Consider the following 17,385-nt stretch of genomic DNA (forward strand, 5'->3'; position numbering starts at 1 on the left):
GTGGAACGCTGCGAGCATTGGTTTGAGCCGAATAAATATCAAATTAACTTCAAATCCTAGAACTGTTATGTTGCTATTCTCCGTGCCTACGGAAAATGCGCTGGTGGAACGCTGCGAGCATTGGTTTGAGCCGAATAAAACTCAATTCGTCTCAAACGCAAGCTTTGTTCTAAGTGGTAAACCACTAATAACAATTCCGCGGCTGACCGCGATTTCCCTCCGGCACTGACGAAAGAGCGTTAGTGCAACTTAACTGCAAATTTGTGTTTCTAAGAAATTTTGCTTCTAAAAATGGGAGGATATTCAACCACTCGTCAATTCAGCGCTTGCGCAAAGGTTGCACTCTTGCTTGTTGAGTGAGGGAAAATAAATACCGCTCAGTGGTGAGATTGTAGTAACAGCTTCAGCTGTTACTACAAGACCTGTCTTGGAGACAATTTTGCAAAAATTGGCTTCAAGCAGTGTCCACCACGTTCCAGCGAAAGTATTTATTTCCCCTCACGGCACGCGCTGCACCCCATATCCAACCTTTGTGCAAGCGCGAAGAACCACAACACAACAGTTTTCAGAAACGGCATTTACAAGAAAGTTCGTATTAATCGCCGCGATATTTGCTATAATGGAACAGTATTCAATTAGTCAAGGAGTTCTTAATGGTTAAACTTTCAAAAAGATTACAAGCCGTCGCTGATTTAACGGCGCCTTGGCGACGCATCGCTGATATTGGTTCCGATCATGCTCATTTACCACTTTATTTACGTGAGCAAAATAAAATTGAGTTCGCCGTTTGTGGCGAGGTCATTCCTGGCCCTTATGAAATTGCTGCCGAACATGTTAAAAACAGTGCTTACGCCAACAATCTGATTGTTCGTCTTGCAGATGGTTTGCAAGCTATCCAGCAAGCGGATCAAGTTGATTGTGCTGTCATTGCCGGTATGGGTGGTATGTTGATCACGCAGATTTTAGATAGTGGTTTAAAAGAGCTAACTTGGTTAAAGGGGTTGGTTCTACAGCCTAATCAAAATGCTGATGCTGTCCGCCAGTGGTTAGCTGAACACAGTTGGCAGATTACCGCCGAGAATTTAGTTTTTGACGAGGGTCATTATTATCAAATGATGGCGGCTGTTCCAGCACCAGTTAAACAGATTTATTCACCCTTGCAATTATTAATGGGGCCAACAATGTTAACTGCACAAAATGTGCCAGTTGCTTTCACAAGCTACTGGCAATTCAAGTTGACCCAGAAACAAGGGATTTTAGCGCAATTAAAAACTGCGGCTGAACCACCAGTCGCTAAGATAAGTAAAATGACAGCCGAAATAGCCTTGATTGAGGAGGGATTAAATGCGACCAACCGTTCAACAAATTATTGATCAAATTGAAGCGTTCGCACCACCACGCTATGCAGAACAACACGATCCCATCGGTTTACAAATCGGTAACCGCGCGCAAATTGTTCATAAGGTTTTGGTAACCTTAGATGTCCGGCCCGAAGTTGTTCAAGAAGCAATTGATAATCAGATTGATTTAATTTTGGCGCATCATCCGCTAATGTTTCATCCGGCCCCTCATTTAGATTACAAAGATTCGCAACAAAAAATGTATATGGATTTGATTCAACAGCGTATTTCTGTTTTTGCAGCGCACACTAATCTCGATGAAACTCCTGGTGGCATGAATGATTGGTTAGCTGAAAAAGTTGGCCTGCGAAACATACGACCATTTAACCCGCGACCTAAAGATTTTACTGAGCCAACTATTTACTTAGGAACAGTGGGTGAGTTGACTGAACCACAGTCGGTTTTAGAATTTGCTCAAGATTGCAAGACGATTTTCAATGTTTCCGGATTACGTTTAACGACGCACCAACCTGGTCGTCTCGTCAAGCGTGTTGCGATTATCGGCGGTGATGGCGGCAAATTTTATCGTGAAGCGTTGCTGGCAAAAGCTGATGTTTTAATTACTGGCGACGTTTATTACCATACCGCTCACGAGATGTTAGCAGATGGCTTGAGTGTGATTGATCCCGGACATCATATTGAGTCGGTAATTGTTGAGAAACTACCACCATTACTTGAACAATGGCAACAACAGCATGATTGGCAATTTGAGATTCAAGTTTCCCAAGTTAACACAGACCCATTTCAATTTATTTAACAATACTGGAGGCCATCCCATGACAAAATATGAAGATTTAGTGCCAAGATTTCTTAAGTATGTAAAAGTTAATACGCGTTCAAATCCTAATTCAGAGACGATTCCTTCTGCTGCACATGAAGTACCATTTTTAAAATCATTAGTGGCTGAACTTGAAGCGTTGGGCATGAGTGACGTTAAATATAATGAAACAAATAGTTATGTCACCGCGCTATTACCAGCAAATATTGATCACAAAGTACCAACAATTGGCTTCATTACGCACATTGACACAGCCGACTTTAACGCTGAAGGGGTTAATCCGCAAATCGTCGAAAATTATGATGGTAAATCTGTGATCAAACTTGATCCAGAAGGCAACTATGTTTTGGATCCTGCTGAATTTGCGAGCTTGAAGAAATACGCCGGTCATAATTTAATTACCACTGACGGTACCACATTATTAGGTGCCGACGACAAATCGGGGGTTGCTGAAGTCATGACGGCAATGTCGTATTTAATTGCCCATCCAGAAGTTAAACATGGCGACATCAAAGTCGGTTTTGGTCCTGATGAGGAGATTGGAACTGGCGCTGATCACTTTGATACTAAGGACTTCAATGCTGATTTTGCGTACACAGTAGATGGTGGTCCTTCAGGCCAATTGGAATATGAAACTTTCAATGCCGCTTCTTTCAAATTAAAAATTGCAGGTAAAGATGTTCATCCGGGGAGTGCAAAAGGAATTTTAGTCAGTGCGATTCAATTAGGAATTGATTTCCAAAACCAATTACCGCGCACTGAAACGCCAGAAATGACGGATGGCCGTCAAGGCTTCTTCCAATTAGGAAACTTTAATGGCACAATCGACGAAGCTAACCTGACCTATATCATTCGTGATTTTGCTCGTGATGGCTTAGAGAAGCGTAAACAACTGGTTCGCGATATTGTAACTAAGATGAATCAAGAACTCGGTCAAGACCGTCTCACTTTAGACATGCATGATGAATATTACAACATGGTCGAAGTCATGAAGGCGCACATGGATGTGGTGAAGTTAGCTGAAGCAGCAATGGCTGAACTCAACATCACACCTGATGAGGCTCCTGTTCGTGGGGGAACAGACGGTTCTAAGTTATCCTTCATGGGGTTGCCGACACCTAATTTGTTTGCTGGTGGCGAGAATATGCATGGTCGTTACGAATATGTTTCCCAACAAGTTATGGAACAAGCACTTGATGTGATCTTGAAGATTATTGAATTAAATGTTAAGCAAAACAGTTAAAAAACAGCGGTATGCGTTACTGGCTCATCCGGCAAAGCACAGTTTATCACCGCAAATTCATAATTATGGCTTTGAAGTAAACCGCCTAAACGCGGTTTATTTTGTTATTGATACGGTCGCCAGTGGTGCAGCAGTCGCCGAACAAATTCGGCGCATGCCTTTAGCTGGTTGTAATTTATCTTTGCCGTTGAAAGAAACACTTCTACCAGAGCTTGATGAAATATCTATCAACGCACGTCTGATCGGTGCGATTAATACGGTACGCAATGAAGATGGTCGCTTAATCGGGGAGAACACTGACGGAACAGGAATGGTCGCAGATCTTGCTGCTCACGGTGTTCAACTCGAACAGGCCCAAGTTTTATTGCTCGGTGGTGGCGCAACTGCACGCGCAATTTTAACGGCTTTGGCGTTAACACCTGTTGTCCAAGTGACAGTGCTCCAGCGCGCTAACCGACCACATTTTGCGCAGCTACAACACTTATGCGCCCAACTTGCGGCACAGACAACAACTAAGTTAAGTTGCCATGATTGGCAGAAAATCGATCAGCTTGAGTGGTCCCGCTTTACTTTAGTAATTAATGCGACGAGTATTGGCTTTGGTAGTCATGCCGAGCAAGCACCACTAACCGCCGCACAATTACAACAATTGGCACCCACCACAAAAGTCTGGGACGTAATTTACGAACCGCGTCAGTCACAACTTTTACAACAAGCTGACCAGCTTGGCTTAGAAACACATAACGGCTTAGGGATGTTAGTTCAGCAAGCAGCTGGCGCCTTTCAATTTTGGACTGGTAAAACTTTGCCGGTCAACGAAATTCAATCTTTTTTGAAATGAGGAATGAAACAAATATGATTATTCAATTTAAAACACCAATGAATCACGTTATTGTCGACGATATCTTACTCAAAATGAAACAGGCACATCATCATGGTGTCATGTCTGATAATCATTTGGTCATCTATGATTTAAACCACTTTGATTTCACCGATCGGGAATCTTCAGTGATTGCGCATATTGAGGCAACGCAGCCACGTTATGTTTTAAGTAGTCGTAAATTTCAACCTGAGGATACGATCATTGAAACAGCCCATAACAAGATCGGAGGCACTAATTTCACCGTCATGGCCGGTCCTTGTTCAGTTGAAAATGAGGAAATGATCCATCGTTTGGCAGCCGAAGTGAAAGCGGCAGGAGCAACGGTTGTTCGTGGTGGCGCCTTTAAACCTAGGACATCACCTTATGATTTCCAAGGTTTAGGCGTTGGTGGTCTACATTATTTGCGTGAAGCTGCCGATGAGAATGATTTGGATGTGATTACCGAAGTCATGTCAGTTGAAGAAGTTAAAACAATTGGTGCCTACACTGATATTTTTCAAATTGGTGCGCGTAACATGCAAAATTTCGATCTGCTGAAAGCGGTTGGTCGCACCGACAAGCCGGTCGCCTTGAAACGCGGTTTGGCAGCAACAATTGACGAATGGTTGAACGCTGCTGAATATATCATCAGCGAAGGTAATTCTAACGTGATGCTTGTTGAGCGCGGCATTCGTTCATTTGACAGTACTTATACGCGTAATATTTTAGATGTTGGCGCAATTACTGTTGCCAAAAAATTAAGTCACTTTCCAGTAATTGTTGATTCTAGTCATGCTGCTGGTCATGCCGACCTAGTTGCCCCAATGGCTTACGCTGGGGTTGCCGCTGGTGCACAAGGGTTATTGATTGAGGTTCATGATCATCCTAGTCAGGCGCTCTCTGATGCCGCCCAACAACTAACACCAGCTCAATTCGCCAAGCTAGTCAAAAAGGCGCAACGGCTTCACGATTTAGATTTTAGCGACGACAACGCAGAGAAGCATGACTAATTGGCAATTAGCGTTAGCTGACAAGCACACTGCTATCCAAATTGAAATTGACAGTGCACATCAATTGTTGCGTTACTTACCCATGCTTAAGGGTAAAAAAGTGCTAATCTTAACCGACAGTCAGGTGGCGCCGTTATATTTAGACAAGTTAACTCATCAACTGATCAATGATGCAACAGTGTTCACTAAAATTGTGGCAGCAGGCGAGCCTTCGAAAAATCTTGATCATGTTGAAGAGTGTTATCGACTGTTGATTGCTGAACATTTCACCCGTCAGGATTATTTGGTCTGTCTTGGTGGCGGGATGGTTGGCGATTTGGGCGCACTGATTGCTAGTACTTATATGCGCGGCATTCAACTCGTCCAAGTACCAACTACGATTGTTGCCCAATCAGACAGTAGTATTGGTGGCAAAACTGCGATTGATTATCATCATTTGAAAAATTTGATTGGCACCTTTTACCCGGCTCAGTCTGTGTTAGTCGACCCGCAACTATTATTGACACTACCTCAACGTGAATTGGCGGCGGGACTAGTTGAAGTGATCAAGTCTTTACTAATTAGTGAGCGGCAGCCGACCGATCAGCACTTATTGGCTAGAATTACGCCACAGAGTTTAAGTGATGTTGATTTACTCGCTCAGCTCGTGACCCGTGGTTTACAAATTAAGTCACACTTTGCTGCGATTGATTTCTACGACTTCAAAGAACGGCGGTACTTGAACTTTGGTCACACAATTGGTCATGCAGTCGAGGCGTTGGCGGCAGGTGAGTTACACCATGGTGAAGCAGTCAGCATTGGGTTAATCACCATCATGCGGCGGTTAGTAGTGCATCAAGACTTACCGGTTCAAGTACTTGAACAAACACAGCAGTTGTTACTCGCATTGCAACTCCCAATTGAAATTCCAACAGGCTTTACCCATGAACAAATCATGGCAAAGGTAACTGCCGACAAAAAAGCCAGCACAGCCGGTATTCAACTCGTTTTACTACACGATTTTGGACAACCATATTTGCAGACAATGACGTTCAAGAATTTTCAAGACTGGTTAGGGTGGTAAAAAATGGATTACGTCACAGCTGGGGAATCACATGGTCCCTTCTTAACAGCAATTATTTCTGGATTTCCGGCCAACGTCCCTTTAGATCAAGAGCAACTGCTTGCCCAACTCCGCCAACGCCAGATCGGTTATGGTCGGGGCGGACGCATGAAGATCGAAACAGATCAAGTTCAGGTGACCAGTGGCGTTCATTTCGGTCAGACTTTAGGTTCACCAATCGGCTTGCTACTAGCTAACCAAGATTATGAAAACTGGCAGCACGTCATGTCGACTTGGTCTGACACGGACCGTCAAACACCTGAAAATCGTAAGCGCGTGATTACTCGACCACGGCCAGGTCATGCTGATTTGGTCGGCGGTTTGAAATACCGACACTTAACTGATTTACGCAATGTTTTAGAACGGGCCAGTGCTCGTGAAACAACGATGCGCGTGGCAGTCGGTAATTTGTGTCAACAATTTCTGGCTCATTTTAACATTCAGGTTTGTGGCATTGTCACTGGAATCGGTTCGGCGTTGTTAAGTCAGGCTGCTATTACCACGATGAGTCGACCGCTGACTGCAACTAAATTTCGCAGTGAAATCATAACACCCGTTCAAAACAGTGATGTTCGGACGATCGATCCAACTGCGGCAAGTCAAATGCGACAGGCCATTGATCAAGCTAAAGCTGATCAAACAACTTTAGGTGGTCAGATTAGAGTCGTTGTTCAAGGATTACCAGCTGGGTTGGGCAGTTATATTAGTGCGCCGCAAAAATTAGATGCACGATTAAGCCAAGCATTGATGAGTATCAATGCGATTAAAGGCGTCAGTTTTGGCGATGGCTTTGCTCTGGGACAAGCGTCTGGCCGCAACACTTTAGATTTAATTACTTATCAGGATGGCCGTTATCAACGTGCCGCTAACCATCAAGGTGGGTTAGAAGGTGGCATGACGAATGGTACGCCATTGCTGATTGATCTAGTCATGAAGCCAATTCCAACCCAGCCAACCGGTAGTCCGACAGTCGACGTCCAAACCCACGAGCCTGTTTTGGCAACCGTTGAACGTTCTGACACTACGGCAGTTCCAGCGGCGGCCGTGATTGCCGAAGCAATGACCGCCATCACAATCATGCAAGCTTTTTGCGAAATGTTTGGTTCAGACGATTTTGCACGCATCAAACGTAATTATCAAGCTTATTTGGATGAAAGCAATGATTGAACAAAAAACGATTCAACAACAATTTAATGACTTAGTGATCACGCCCACGCAATCGTTACAGGGAACTTACCAGACACCGAGTGACAAAAGCATTTCCCACCGTGCCTTAATTTTTGGCGCGCTGGCTCAAGGTGAAACAGTAATTAACCGACTTCTACCGTCCGCAGATGTGTTGCGCACGAAAACTGCCTTACAACAACTTGGCGTCGCAATGACGACTCAAGGTGAGCAAACCATGATTAGTGGGCAAGGCGGCTTTAACTTTAACGAACCTGCAACAGCGTTAAAGTTAGGTAATTCAGGTACAACCGCCCGTATTTTTCTAGGGTTATTAGCTCAGCAAAATTTTCCAATCACTTTAAACGGTGACGCTAGTTTAAGTCAACGACCGATGGATCGCGTTGTTGCGCCCTTAACAGCGATGGGATTGCAGGTCCAATACTTGAGTTCATTTGATTATTTACCATTAGAAATTTTGCCCGGTGCACAGCTACGCGGTTTGAATTATCGAATGCCAATTGCTAGCGCACAACTCAAATCAGCTCTAATCTTAGCGGCCTTACAAGCTGAGCAACCTTCAATAATTGTGCAGCCTGCAGCCAGTCGAGATCATACTGAATTAATGTTGCAACAATTTGGTGGTCAAATTCAGCAAGATGGTTTAACTCTAACCGTGCAACCTTTGCATGAACCACTATTTGGCCAGACGCTAACGATCCCTGGCGATCCATCAACGGCTGCTTTTTTCATTGCTGCTGCCTTATTGCGTCCTAATAGTCGGATTTTGATTAAAAATCAAAGCCTTAATCCGACGCGTACCGGCTTTTTGCAGTTGTTACAGCAACTAAATGCACCGCTAACGATTACTAAACAAACGACAACACCTGAAAGCAGCGGTGATGTTCTCGTCACAAGTTTAACAACGCAATTGAATTCACTAGTAATTGATCGGGACAACTTAGGTAGCGTGATCGATGAAATTCCAATCATCAGCTTGTTTGCCACGCAATTAGCTGGTCCAACTATTATTCGTGATGCGCAAGAGTTACGTTACAAAGAAACAGACCGTTTGCACGTGATCACTGTAGAACTAGGCAAGTTGGGGGCACAAATCGTCGAACAATCTGACGGCTTGATTATTAATGGGCCAACAAAATTACACCGACCAGAGTCAACTTTGGATGCACATCAAGATCACCGCATTGCCATGATGTTAGTTGTCGCTGAATTAATCATCGGTGAAAAAGCACCCATTAAAGGAATCGAGAGTGTGACAATTTCTAATCCAACCTTTATTCAAGATTTAATTTCATTACTAAAGGACAAAAGCGTATGAGTATTATTCTAATCGGCTTTATGGGGGCCGGTAAAACGACGGTTGCTCAGACGTTAGCAACCGACTACCAACTAGGTATGGCTGATACTGATGATTTATTAAGCCAACGATTTCACTGTCCAACCGGGCAATTATTGACGACGCTTGGTGAAGCACGTTTTCGTCAATTGGAATATCAAGCTTTGCAAGAGGTAATTAGTCAAAAAATTTCCGTCATTGCTACCGGTGGAGGAATCATCGAATCCGCGGCTAGTTTGGCGTTGTTACAAGCAACGCCAAATGTTTTTTGGCTCGCTGTGGATTTTATGACGTGTTGGCAACGCATTGCTGGTGATCTAAGTCGGCCCATCGCTGCACAAACCAATCAAAAAGCCTTAACAATGCGCTTTAAACGTCGGCAAATTGCCTATCGCGTTGCCAGCAATATTATCATTGAGGCTACACAAAAAAGTCCGCAGCAACTTGCTGCGGAAATATATAGCCATTATCAAAACGATTAGGTTTAGTGGCGTCGCAGATTAAAATAGTGGCAACTAAAACTGTTAGGTTGTGCTTTCTTCGTGCCTACGAAAAATACGCTGGTGAAACGCTGCAAGCATTGGTTTGAGCCGAATCAAATCCAATTTAGTTTGAATGTGAGCTTTATTGAGAGCGGCAAACCCTAAAACTGTGATGTTGCGTTTCTTCGTGCCTACAGAAAATACGCTGGTGGAACGCTGCGAGTATTGATTTGAGCCAAATCAAAAACTGATTTGGCTCAAATACAAACTTTCTTGTAAGTGGTAAACCACTAACAAGAATGCCGCGGCTGACCGCGATTTTCCTCCGGCACTGACAAACGAGATGTGGTGTGATTTAACAGTAAATTTGTGCTCCTGAAAATTAAAAGCACTTCAGCTTACACGTCAATTCAGTGCTTGCGCAAAGGTTGCCCTCTTGCTTGTTTAGTGAGGAAAAATAAATACCGCTCAGTGGTGAAATTGTTGTTGCAGCTTTAGCTGTTACAAACAAGACCTGTCTTGAAGACAATTTTGCAAAAATTGGCTTCAAGCAGTGTCCACCACGTTCCAGCGACAAGTATTTATTTTTCCTCACGGTACTCGCGACATTCTGTATGCAACCTTTGCACAGGCGCGAAGAAGTATAACATAACAGTTTTAGTTGCCACTATTTTAATTAGCAGTGTCCACTACGTTCCAGCGACAAGTATTTATTTTCCACCACGGTACCTCGCACGTTCCGTATGCAACCTTTGCACAAGCGCGAAGAAGCTCGGCTCAACAGTTTTGGATTCAACAATTACGGAAGATAAGTCGCAAACAGGGTCAAAATCCAAAGAATGGATTTTGACCCTGTTTTTTTGCCAGTATTGTTGATTTTTTTATAAATTAGGATCGACCTTGAAATTCAATGGTGAGCGTAAGGTTTGGTCGGTGATCAAATCTTCAATTAGTTTTTGATAAGCCTTAATCGCCGTAGCCGCAGCTTTTTGATTGGCCTCATCTAAAACAGTTAGTTGTTCGGCCGCAGTTGTTGTGTGGATGAGTTGGTCAGTGGAGACAATTTGTTGAGCCAATATTTGATTGACCTTGGTTTGGGTATTAGTTAATTGTCTCGCGTAACGATTCCAATTACGATCCAGTAAGACACTCGCTTGTTTAAAGACCCAATAGGCCGAATTTGTTGTGTAAGTCTCTTTGCCACGTGTATACATCGGTGGTACTTTACTGCCAGCACTATAGAAAGGTACGTAAACACTTTGTGCGCTAACGCCCATCGCCAACCAGTGCAAGCCAACTAGATTGGTTGCTTCAACGTTACGCAATTGTAATAAGTGCGATTCTTGCGTGGTGGCAACACTAATCGGCCGATAACGTTTGACCGCATCAGGATGTGCCACTAAATCATAAGGTGTGTTTTGATAATGGTCACTTAATACGCGGGCGGCATCCTTAATCGTAATCGGAAAGTCTGGCATCTGGGTAAAAGGTAAGTTGAAGTCTTCAGGGTCTTGTTGAACGGATGGCGTTAATAATCGTTGACCACTCCAAACCCGCGGTGTGTTATACACTAAATCTGAATCATCAGCGGTGCCAAATATCCGCCGGAAATTAAAAGTTTGATTTTCCGGCCAAAGCCGATTCTCAGCAACAAATTCGCGCAGGTTAGGGGAAGTTAGGAAATGGTCCGGATCGGTAAAGTCAACCGTTTCAATGGCAATTTGGTTGGCAACAACGGCATAACTATCATCAGGAATGCGTTGTGCCACCCATTGATGTCCAGAAGCGACTTCGAAGTACCAAGCTTCTTTTTGATCGCCAAATAAAATCCCATTGCCTTCAGCACTACCATGTTCATTAATGATTTGACCTAATAATTGAACACCTTCACGAGCAGTCTTAACGTAGGGTAGCACAACGGTGACGATTGCTTCTTCCAAAATACCCGTTTCTAGTTCGAAAGGATCATAGGCAAGCACTTGTGCATTACCATAGGCACTTTCGGTGGCGCTGACAGCGACGTGATATTCATTAATGCCGTCTTCTGCAAAAACGCCATAACGATCAGTCCATTCTGGTGTTGCAGAATATTGAAAGGCGACTTCGGGAAGTGCCATTTGAAATTTATTGTCTTTTGATTTGAAGATTGCATTCTTTTGAGTTGTTCGTGTATTGAATTGCAAATGTTTGGGCCAGGCAGTTCTACTGTCTTCATTGCGGCCAATAATAACTGAACCGTCTGCCGTAGCGTTCTTACCAATCAAAATTGAAGTACATGATGAACGACCAATTTGTTTAGTTGTCATTTTAAAACTCCTTTTGTATAAATAGACATTATGATTAATTAAAAATTTGTTACACTTATTGTATGCTATTTGTCACAAACGTGCACGTCATCTTGAAAACACTTTTTAAATCATTTCACATTTTGCCAATGCCACGTTTTATTCAATCGCAACTAAAAAAATTAATAGGATTACTGCCATAACGATCTGATCAACCAAAGTCATATTGTAAAGCCGCTACTTCAATCTGGCTTTCGTTCCATTTCTAATTAATTGTGTGTCAGCTTTACAACTTATCGGAAATAGCCGATAATAAAATTATTCTCGTGATTATTTAAGGAGGGCAAAAAATGCCATTCGTTCATATTGAAGTTGTCGCTGGTCGCAGCGAAGCACAATTAAAGGCCATGATTGAAGATGTCACGGCCGCAGTTGTTAAAAATATTAATGTTCCTGCAGAACATGTTCATGTTATTCTCGATGAAATGCAACCAAACCGTTACGCACAAGGCGGCGTTTTACGGAGCGAACAAAAATAATTTATCCGCAGTACTGTATCGACTGACGTTGACGCAAATTTGTTTTTTAATTTGCGCTAACGTTTTTTTGTTATCAAAATAGCTTTAATCTTCGTGCAGTACTGGTATAATTGTAAACGATATCATATTAAGATTAACAACATAAAAGGAGCTCAACAAATGGTTTATAATGCAGCAGAAACGCGCTATGACAAGATGGTTTACCGTCGTGTTGGTCAGAGTGGTTTGAAACTTTCAGCACTATCTTTAGGACTTTGGCATAACTTTGGTGACGTTGATCGGCTTGCTAATCAACGCGACTTATTACACTATGCCTTTGATCATGGCATTACTTGCTTTGATATTGCCAACAATTATGGCCCCAGCGCTGGTTCAGCAGAAACAAACTTCGGCAAGATCTTCCACGATGATTTCCAACCATATCGTGATGAAATGGTCATCACTTCTAAAGCCGGTTATTATATGTGGCCCGGCCCTTATGGCGAGTGGGGTTCACGCAAAAATATTATTGCCAGTTGTGATCAAAGTTTGCAACGCACTGGCTTAGATTATTTTGATATTTTCTATTCTCATCGTCCTGATCCTGAAACACCATTCGAGGAAACAGCATTGGCTTTGGATCAAATTGTTAAATCCGGCAAGGCATTATATATCGGAATTTCCAACTATGATCCGGAACAAACGGCTGCAATTACGGCCATCTTCAATGAATTAAAGACACCTTTTATCATTCATCAAATGGCTTACAACATGTTTAACCGCAAACCAGAAGCAGGCCTGTTCGACGTTCTAGCAGACGAAAAGAAGGGCGCCATTGTTTTCAGTCCGTTAGCTCAAGGCTTATTAACTGATCGCTATTTACATGGTATTCCTGAAGACTCACGTGCTAACCGAAAAGACAGTCCTTTCTTATCCGTTGCAGACGTCGATCAACGGCTCGCGCAAATTAAACAATTACATGCGATTGCCGAATCACGAGGTCAAACTTTAGCAGAGATGTCCTTATCATGGGACTTACGTGAAAACGTAGTCGCCAGCGTCATCATCGGTGCAAGCCGTGTAAGTCAAATCGAAGACAACTTAAAAGCCATCGACCACTTAGACTTCACAGACACAGAATTAGCACAAATTGACACCATCACAAAATAATCAGAGTGCAAAAAGCAACGGGTTGATGGTATTAATTTAAGTGGAAAGATTGATGCATGACAATGCAGCAAGATTTTCACTTAAATTATTTGCCAGCAGTTGCTTTTTGCACGTTTCAAATCAGAGTGCGGAGAACAACGAGTTGGCAACATGACTTTAAACGGGAAAATCATTGCGTGCAAACGCAAGGAGATTCACGCTTAAAGTCACTGTGGCCAGTTGTTCGTAGCACGTTTCAGCCAGAGTGTGGAGAAAGTCAGATTGACAATGAGCATTAACAAAGCAATGAACAAGTTCGCATTTTTAACTTATTCATCGTCGGCTTACGCGGAATTATCAGTCTTTCGTAACATGCCGCAAAAATAAAAGCCACTGATTAATCGATTATTTCGATTTAATCAGTGGTTTTTCAATACTTATAAGCTTAAATAACGTTGTAAATAATCGGCTAAACCATTTTGATCATTCGTTAATGTGGTTACGTCATTGGCAATTCCTTTAATTTCTGGAACGGCATTGGCCATCGCCACACCCCAACCAACATTGGTCAACATGTCTAAATCGTTCACCTCATCGCCAAAAGCAATAATATCTTCGTCTGCAATGTTGAAATAATCAGCGACATAGCGAACGCCGGCATATTTATTAATCCCGTGATGAACGATCTCTAAGGCATTAACCTCGCCACCCCAACTGTTCATTGCGATTTCCGGATATTTCTCGCCCAGAACTTGTTTGACGTAGACTTGATCTTTGTTAGCCAAGAAAATGGTCAAAGAAGTCGGGTCAGTCATTAAAGTCTGCTCATTCAAAATTTGGTCAGCGGCTAATTGGGTTGGAAAAAAGCCAATATCTAGATCTGCTAACTGATCGGCAAATAAAAAGTCTTTACCTTCTGCGGCGACCATCTGAATCGGTAACTCTTGTTTTAATTTCAAGACATCAAAGACCAACTCGCGGGGAATCGTTGAATCTCGTTCGCCAGCCCAAATTTGGCCAGGGACATGAATTAGACCACCGTTGAAATTGACCATTGGGCTGTGCAATTGTAATTGGTGATAGTAATTCACACTAATGCGATTGGGACGCCCCGTAGCAATGGCAACAAGGTTACCGGCAGCTTCAGCTTTTTTGAGCACTCGCGCCGTTTCTTTGGTGATTTGTGATTGATTATTTAAAGTGGTGCCATCAAGGTCTAATGCGATTAATTTCTGTGTCATCAGTTAATTTCCTTTAAGTTAAAATTGATTAATGTAGAACGAAGCCGTTAAAAACAATACGTGACATTTAAACGTATCGTTTAATTCTATCAAAAAATAACATCATAATAAAGTCTTCTTATTTGCGGACAGTGTCAACAACTAATTTGGATTGCGCTTTATTGCGTTTGTCGGTATAATCAGGAACAGGGAGTGAAGCTTATGGCAACTGATGAACAAAAAGAAAAAATGTTAGACGCCCTTGAGGCAGTTATCGATCCTGAATTAGGAATTGATATTGTTAATCTTGGCTTAATTTATGAAGTTGATTTAGACGACGATGGTTTAGCAACCGTCAACATGACCTTAACCACGATGGGTTGTCCCTTAACTGATTATTTAAGCGATAATATTAACCAAGTGTTAAAAGCACTACCCGACGTAAAAGACGTCGAAATTGAACTTGTTTGGTATCCACAATGGACGCCAGACATGATGAGTCGTTATGCGCGAATTTCTTTGGGTATTGGCTAGTCAGCTAAGTCGTACCAATCATTTTGACGTCAAATAAAAAGAACCGGAATTTTATTCCAGTTCTCGGCTTTGTTCATGCTAGTGACTATCTCTTGCTAGCAAGATAAGTGGTTAAGCGTTGTACTTCTTCAGCAGTTGGTGTCATTTCGCCAGCTTTAATCTGATGAATTGCTTCAACACTAAAGTGACTCTCAAATGCGATTTGCGTATCTGTTAATTCCTTGCGTTTCTGGAATTCAATCAATTCTTCGGCAATCTTTGGTAGTGCCATGTCAATAACCTCCTTGGCTAACAACTAATTTTACCATGAAATGTCATCATAGAGAAAATAAAATGTAGGTGAGTATAATGGAAAAAAACGAATTACCAGATTTCCCCACAACAGAATTTGCCGCTTTTTCGACGGCAAAGATGAGTTATTTCCTGCCATACACATCCATTACTAAAATGGAACAGATTCAAATCTTCTTCGGTGAAGACTTCGGTAAAAAGGCGGATATTATTAATAATCAATTAGTTGTGCTTGGCAGCGAAGGTTGGGAACCAGTGCAAAAGGGGAGCATTATTGCTAAATTCACCAACAATAAATATAAAATTATCGATGTTGATTATTATCATCGTGATTTCAATGATCCAATCATTGATTCAGAAGGTAAAGGAATTTATTAATCTTCGTTGATAATCCAACCAAAAAGGAGTTGTGGCTCAAAAAGTCGCGACTCCTTTTTGGTTGATATTCTGGTGAATAGCAAGACTGAATCAGAATACTCTGACCAAGTCGATTCGTCTGACCAAAATTTTGATCAAACAAAATGATTAGCTTAAATGGCGAATGCGCTCAATTTGACAACGACCGCTTTTTGGAATCGTTTTAACTTATCGCAATCATTAATTGATGTTGCTCAAATTGCTCAGTCCAATACTGCGGTTGTAAATTCAGGAACAGTGACTGGTTTAATTCCTTTTAGATGGGTGATCAACCGTGCTGGTTTTGCACCAACAATTTGTCGTAAAATTTGCACCGCATCAAAACCAACTTTGCCATCGACACGGCCAGTCAAACCACGTAAGATTACTTCTGGCGTGACGAACGGATCAACTAAAGCCAAGACGACTGTTTCAACCGTTTCCGCATGATCCAGTGGCACTGCCAAAGCAGTTAGCGCTGTTTCAAAACCAGCGGTGTAATCTAATTTGGTTTGTAAAAATCTAATTTTTGCATAAACAGCGCTGGTCTCAACGAAGACAAAGTTTAAAGCAGCGTTATGAGTTAGCGCAGCAATCATTTCTGCAGGGTTATTGAGCACATCAGGTTGACTCAACACGGCTAATCTGAGCAAGTTGGCCCGTAAATCTGGCGCTAATTTAGTTGATTGGCCTTTAAGGAAGGCTGCTAAATCACTGTCTTCGGCAACAGCAATGTTGATTTTGGCAACTGGCATGCCTAATTGTTGGGCATAAACAGCAGCCAGCACAGTATTTAACTTGGTTCCTGGAATAACCAAGTTAACTTGAGCTTGATTTGCTTGAGCAATCAAATTAGCGATAGCAGCAATCTGCGGAATCTGCGTTAATAAAACAGACTGGTCAATCAATTGGTAATCAGCATGACGCGTCAAAAGTGTCTTAACGTCAGCAGCTGGTTGTTTGCTTAAGAACAGTGCCACATTATCTTGAACCTGTAGCTCGGCTAATTCAGTTTGCAAAATTGCTGGCAAATGACGTTGATTGTAAATCCCAATTAATTTTTGTGAGTCTAGTAAAGTATGTCCCAAACTAATGATCGTTTCGGGATCAGTAGCAACTAATGTTTGCGTTGGCTTTGCCAACTGGGTAATTGCTAATGTGGCAATATCCGCGCTAGACATTGTCGGGCCACCAAATAGTTCACTAAAGTTGAAAGTTGACTGTTGATCAGCAACTTCGGTATAATCCGGCGTCACAAATTTGGAAAGTTGTTTTTCTTTGAAACTTGTTTGTGTTGCTGTTTCAATAGCTGTTGCAATTTGCGCATGATCTAAATCCGGTAAGAATTTAGCATAAAGTTGTTGTAAGATTGTGAGCGGTGCAATTTCTTGATTAAAAATCAATGGTACCAAGTCAACTGCTAATGGTGTGGTTACACTGTCAGCAGCCTGCCAGACAGCATCTTGCGGCTTGATCACGGTTGTTAAATCTGTCGTACTTACATATTTTGTCATCAGCAAATTCGCATCCTATCATAATATCGATTTCCTATTTCATTGTAACGTAACCGATTACAAAATTACAGGAACACTCA

The 17,385-nt window shown here is 42.3% G+C and carries 18 protein-coding genes; 13 read left to right on the forward strand and 5 right to left on the reverse strand.

All coding sequences use genetic code 11. The features are described 5' to 3' along the window. The first annotated feature begins 653 nt into the window (after positions 1-653). The 9 genes from EKM65_RS00645 to EKM65_RS00685 are packed head-to-tail and all read left to right on the forward strand — an operon-like array spanning position 654 to position 9,398. Positions 654-1,373: a tRNA (adenine(22)-N(1))-methyltransferase gene (locus EKM65_RS00645; protein ID WP_125604476.1), complete on the forward strand. Its 720-nt coding sequence runs from the start codon at positions 654-656 to the stop codon at positions 1,371-1,373. Then, on the forward strand, positions 1,345-2,157 hold the full coding sequence (locus tag EKM65_RS00650) for a Nif3-like dinuclear metal center hexameric protein (protein WP_125604478.1): 813 nt from the start codon (positions 1,345-1,347) through the stop codon (positions 2,155-2,157). The genes EKM65_RS00645 and EKM65_RS00650 overlap by 29 nt, the downstream gene beginning before the upstream one ends. 19 nt (positions 2,158-2,176) lie before the next feature. Next, the gene (gene pepT, locus EKM65_RS00655; RefSeq protein WP_125604480.1) at positions 2,177-3,421 is read left to right on the forward strand and encodes a peptidase T; all 1,245 of its coding nucleotides are present in this window, start codon (positions 2,177-2,179) and stop codon (positions 3,419-3,421) included. After that, positions 3,402-4,262, forward strand: coding sequence for a shikimate dehydrogenase family protein (locus tag EKM65_RS00660; RefSeq protein ID WP_125604482.1), 861 nt, complete (start codon positions 3,402-3,404; stop codon positions 4,260-4,262). Before pepT ends, EKM65_RS00660 begins: the two co-directional genes overlap by 20 nt. A gap of 14 nt (positions 4,263-4,276) precedes the next feature. Next, the gene (gene aroF / locus EKM65_RS00665; RefSeq protein WP_125604484.1) at positions 4,277-5,293 is read left to right on the forward strand and encodes a 3-deoxy-7-phosphoheptulonate synthase; all 1,017 of its coding nucleotides are present in this window, start codon (positions 4,277-4,279) and stop codon (positions 5,291-5,293) included. Continuing rightward, complete coding sequence (aroB, locus tag EKM65_RS00670) at positions 5,286-6,356, forward strand: 3-dehydroquinate synthase (protein ID WP_125604486.1); 1,071 nt, start codon at positions 5,286-5,288, stop codon at positions 6,354-6,356. Before aroF ends, aroB begins: the two co-directional genes overlap by 8 nt. 3 nt (positions 6,357-6,359) lie before the next feature. Continuing rightward, on the forward strand, positions 6,360-7,562 hold the full coding sequence (aroC, locus tag EKM65_RS00675) for a chorismate synthase (protein ID WP_125604488.1): 1,203 nt from the start codon (positions 6,360-6,362) through the stop codon (positions 7,560-7,562). Next, a complete protein-coding gene (aroA, locus tag EKM65_RS00680) occupies positions 7,555-8,898 on the forward strand; it encodes a 3-phosphoshikimate 1-carboxyvinyltransferase (protein ID WP_164506757.1) in 1,344 nt (447 codons plus the stop codon). Before aroC ends, aroA begins: the two co-directional genes overlap by 8 nt. Then, complete coding sequence (locus EKM65_RS00685) at positions 8,895-9,398, forward strand: shikimate kinase (protein ID WP_125604492.1); 504 nt, start codon at positions 8,895-8,897, stop codon at positions 9,396-9,398. The genes aroA and EKM65_RS00685 overlap by 4 nt, the downstream gene beginning before the upstream one ends. Positions 9,399-9,780: 382 nt before the next feature. On the opposite strand, the gene EKM65_RS11115 is transcribed toward EKM65_RS00685, so the two are convergent. Beyond that, positions 9,781-9,948, reverse strand: coding sequence for a hypothetical protein (locus tag EKM65_RS11115; RefSeq protein ID WP_164506758.1), 168 nt, complete (start codon positions 9,946-9,948; stop codon positions 9,781-9,783). A 331-nt stretch (positions 9,949-10,279) separates the two neighbouring features. After that, positions 10,280-11,704 carry a C69 family dipeptidase gene (locus tag EKM65_RS00690; RefSeq protein WP_125604494.1) on the reverse strand — a complete coding sequence of 475 codons (1,425 nt, stop codon included), beginning with the start codon at positions 11,702-11,704 and terminating at the stop codon, positions 10,280-10,282. 329 nt (positions 11,705-12,033) lie between these two features. Here EKM65_RS00690 and EKM65_RS00695 point away from each other — a divergent pair, with 329 nt between their 5' ends. Further along, positions 12,034-12,222 carry a 2-hydroxymuconate tautomerase gene (locus tag EKM65_RS00695; protein ID WP_125604497.1) on the forward strand — a complete coding sequence of 63 codons (189 nt, stop codon included), beginning with the start codon at positions 12,034-12,036 and terminating at the stop codon, positions 12,220-12,222. Positions 12,223-12,381: 159 nt separating this feature from the next. Beyond that, on the forward strand, positions 12,382-13,371 hold the full coding sequence (locus EKM65_RS00700; protein ID WP_125604498.1) for an aldo/keto reductase: 990 nt from the start codon (positions 12,382-12,384) through the stop codon (positions 13,369-13,371). Positions 13,372-13,787: 416 nt separating this feature from the next. On the opposite strand, the gene EKM65_RS00705 is transcribed toward EKM65_RS00700, so the two are convergent. Further along, positions 13,788-14,591 (reverse strand): Cof-type HAD-IIB family hydrolase, encoded by an 804-nt coding sequence (locus tag EKM65_RS00705; protein ID WP_125604500.1) that lies wholly within the window; start codon positions 14,589-14,591, stop codon positions 13,788-13,790. A 201-nt stretch (positions 14,592-14,792) separates the two neighbouring features. Here EKM65_RS00705 and EKM65_RS00710 point away from each other — a divergent pair, with 201 nt between their 5' ends. Next, positions 14,793-15,104 carry a metal-sulfur cluster assembly factor gene (locus EKM65_RS00710; protein WP_125604502.1) on the forward strand — a complete coding sequence of 104 codons (312 nt, stop codon included), beginning with the start codon at positions 14,793-14,795 and terminating at the stop codon, positions 15,102-15,104. Between the two features lie 85 nt (positions 15,105-15,189). Here EKM65_RS00710 and EKM65_RS00715 read toward each other — a convergent pair whose 3' ends face one another. Further along, on the reverse strand, positions 15,190-15,375 hold the full coding sequence (locus EKM65_RS00715; protein WP_125604503.1) for an LBP_cg2779 family protein: 186 nt from the start codon (positions 15,373-15,375) through the stop codon (positions 15,190-15,192). 77 nt (positions 15,376-15,452) lie between these two features. Here EKM65_RS00715 and EKM65_RS00720 point away from each other — a divergent pair, with 77 nt between their 5' ends. Further along, complete coding sequence (locus EKM65_RS00720; RefSeq protein WP_125604505.1) at positions 15,453-15,773, forward strand: hypothetical protein; 321 nt, start codon at positions 15,453-15,455, stop codon at positions 15,771-15,773. Between the two features lie 242 nt (positions 15,774-16,015). Here the strand turns inward: EKM65_RS00720 and EKM65_RS00725 are convergent, their stop codons facing one another. Next, positions 16,016-17,305 carry a hypothetical protein gene (locus EKM65_RS00725; RefSeq protein WP_125604506.1) on the reverse strand — a complete coding sequence of 430 codons (1,290 nt, stop codon included), beginning with the start codon at positions 17,303-17,305 and terminating at the stop codon, positions 16,016-16,018. Positions 17,306-17,385 lie beyond the last annotated feature (80 nt).

The sequence above is a fragment of the Lapidilactobacillus bayanensis genome (assembly GCF_003946695.1).
Lineage (GTDB): Bacteria > Bacillota > Bacilli > Lactobacillales > Lactobacillaceae > Lapidilactobacillus > Lapidilactobacillus bayanensis.

Coding starts and splice junctions, on each gene's coding strand:
- EKM65_RS00710 (WP_125604502.1), top strand. CDS start 14,793: ATGGCAACTGATGAACAAAAAGAAAAAATGTTAGACGCCCTTGAGGCA.
- EKM65_RS00720 (WP_125604505.1), top strand. CDS start 15,453: ATGGAAAAAAACGAATTACCAGATTTCCCCACAACAGAATTTGCCGCT.
- EKM65_RS00715 (WP_125604503.1), bottom strand. CDS start 15,375: ATGGCACTACCAAAGATTGCCGAAGAATTGATTGAATTCCAGAAACGC.
- aroA (WP_164506757.1), top strand. CDS start 7,555: ATGATTGAACAAAAAACGATTCAACAACAATTTAATGACTTAGTGATC.
- aroC (WP_125604488.1), top strand. CDS start 6,360: ATGGATTACGTCACAGCTGGGGAATCACATGGTCCCTTCTTAACAGCA.
- aroB (WP_125604486.1), top strand. CDS start 5,286: ATGACTAATTGGCAATTAGCGTTAGCTGACAAGCACACTGCTATCCAA.
- EKM65_RS00725 (WP_125604506.1), bottom strand. CDS start 17,305: ATGACAAAATATGTAAGTACGACAGATTTAACAACCGTGATCAAGCCG.
- EKM65_RS00685 (WP_125604492.1), top strand. CDS start 8,895: ATGAGTATTATTCTAATCGGCTTTATGGGGGCCGGTAAAACGACGGTT.
- EKM65_RS00660 (WP_125604482.1), top strand. CDS start 3,402: ATGTTAAGCAAAACAGTTAAAAAACAGCGGTATGCGTTACTGGCTCAT.
- EKM65_RS00695 (WP_125604497.1), top strand. CDS start 12,034: ATGCCATTCGTTCATATTGAAGTTGTCGCTGGTCGCAGCGAAGCACAA.
- pepT (WP_125604480.1), top strand. CDS start 2,177: ATGACAAAATATGAAGATTTAGTGCCAAGATTTCTTAAGTATGTAAAA.
- EKM65_RS00705 (WP_125604500.1), bottom strand. CDS start 14,591: ATGACACAGAAATTAATCGCATTAGACCTTGATGGCACCACTTTAAAT.
- EKM65_RS00645 (WP_125604476.1), top strand. CDS start 654: ATGGTTAAACTTTCAAAAAGATTACAAGCCGTCGCTGATTTAACGGCG.
- EKM65_RS00700 (WP_125604498.1), top strand. CDS start 12,382: ATGGTTTATAATGCAGCAGAAACGCGCTATGACAAGATGGTTTACCGT.
- aroF (WP_125604484.1), top strand. CDS start 4,277: ATGATTATTCAATTTAAAACACCAATGAATCACGTTATTGTCGACGAT.
- EKM65_RS00650 (WP_125604478.1), top strand. CDS start 1,345: ATGCGACCAACCGTTCAACAAATTATTGATCAAATTGAAGCGTTCGCA.
- EKM65_RS00690 (WP_125604494.1), bottom strand. CDS start 11,704: ATGACAACTAAACAAATTGGTCGTTCATCATGTACTTCAATTTTGATT.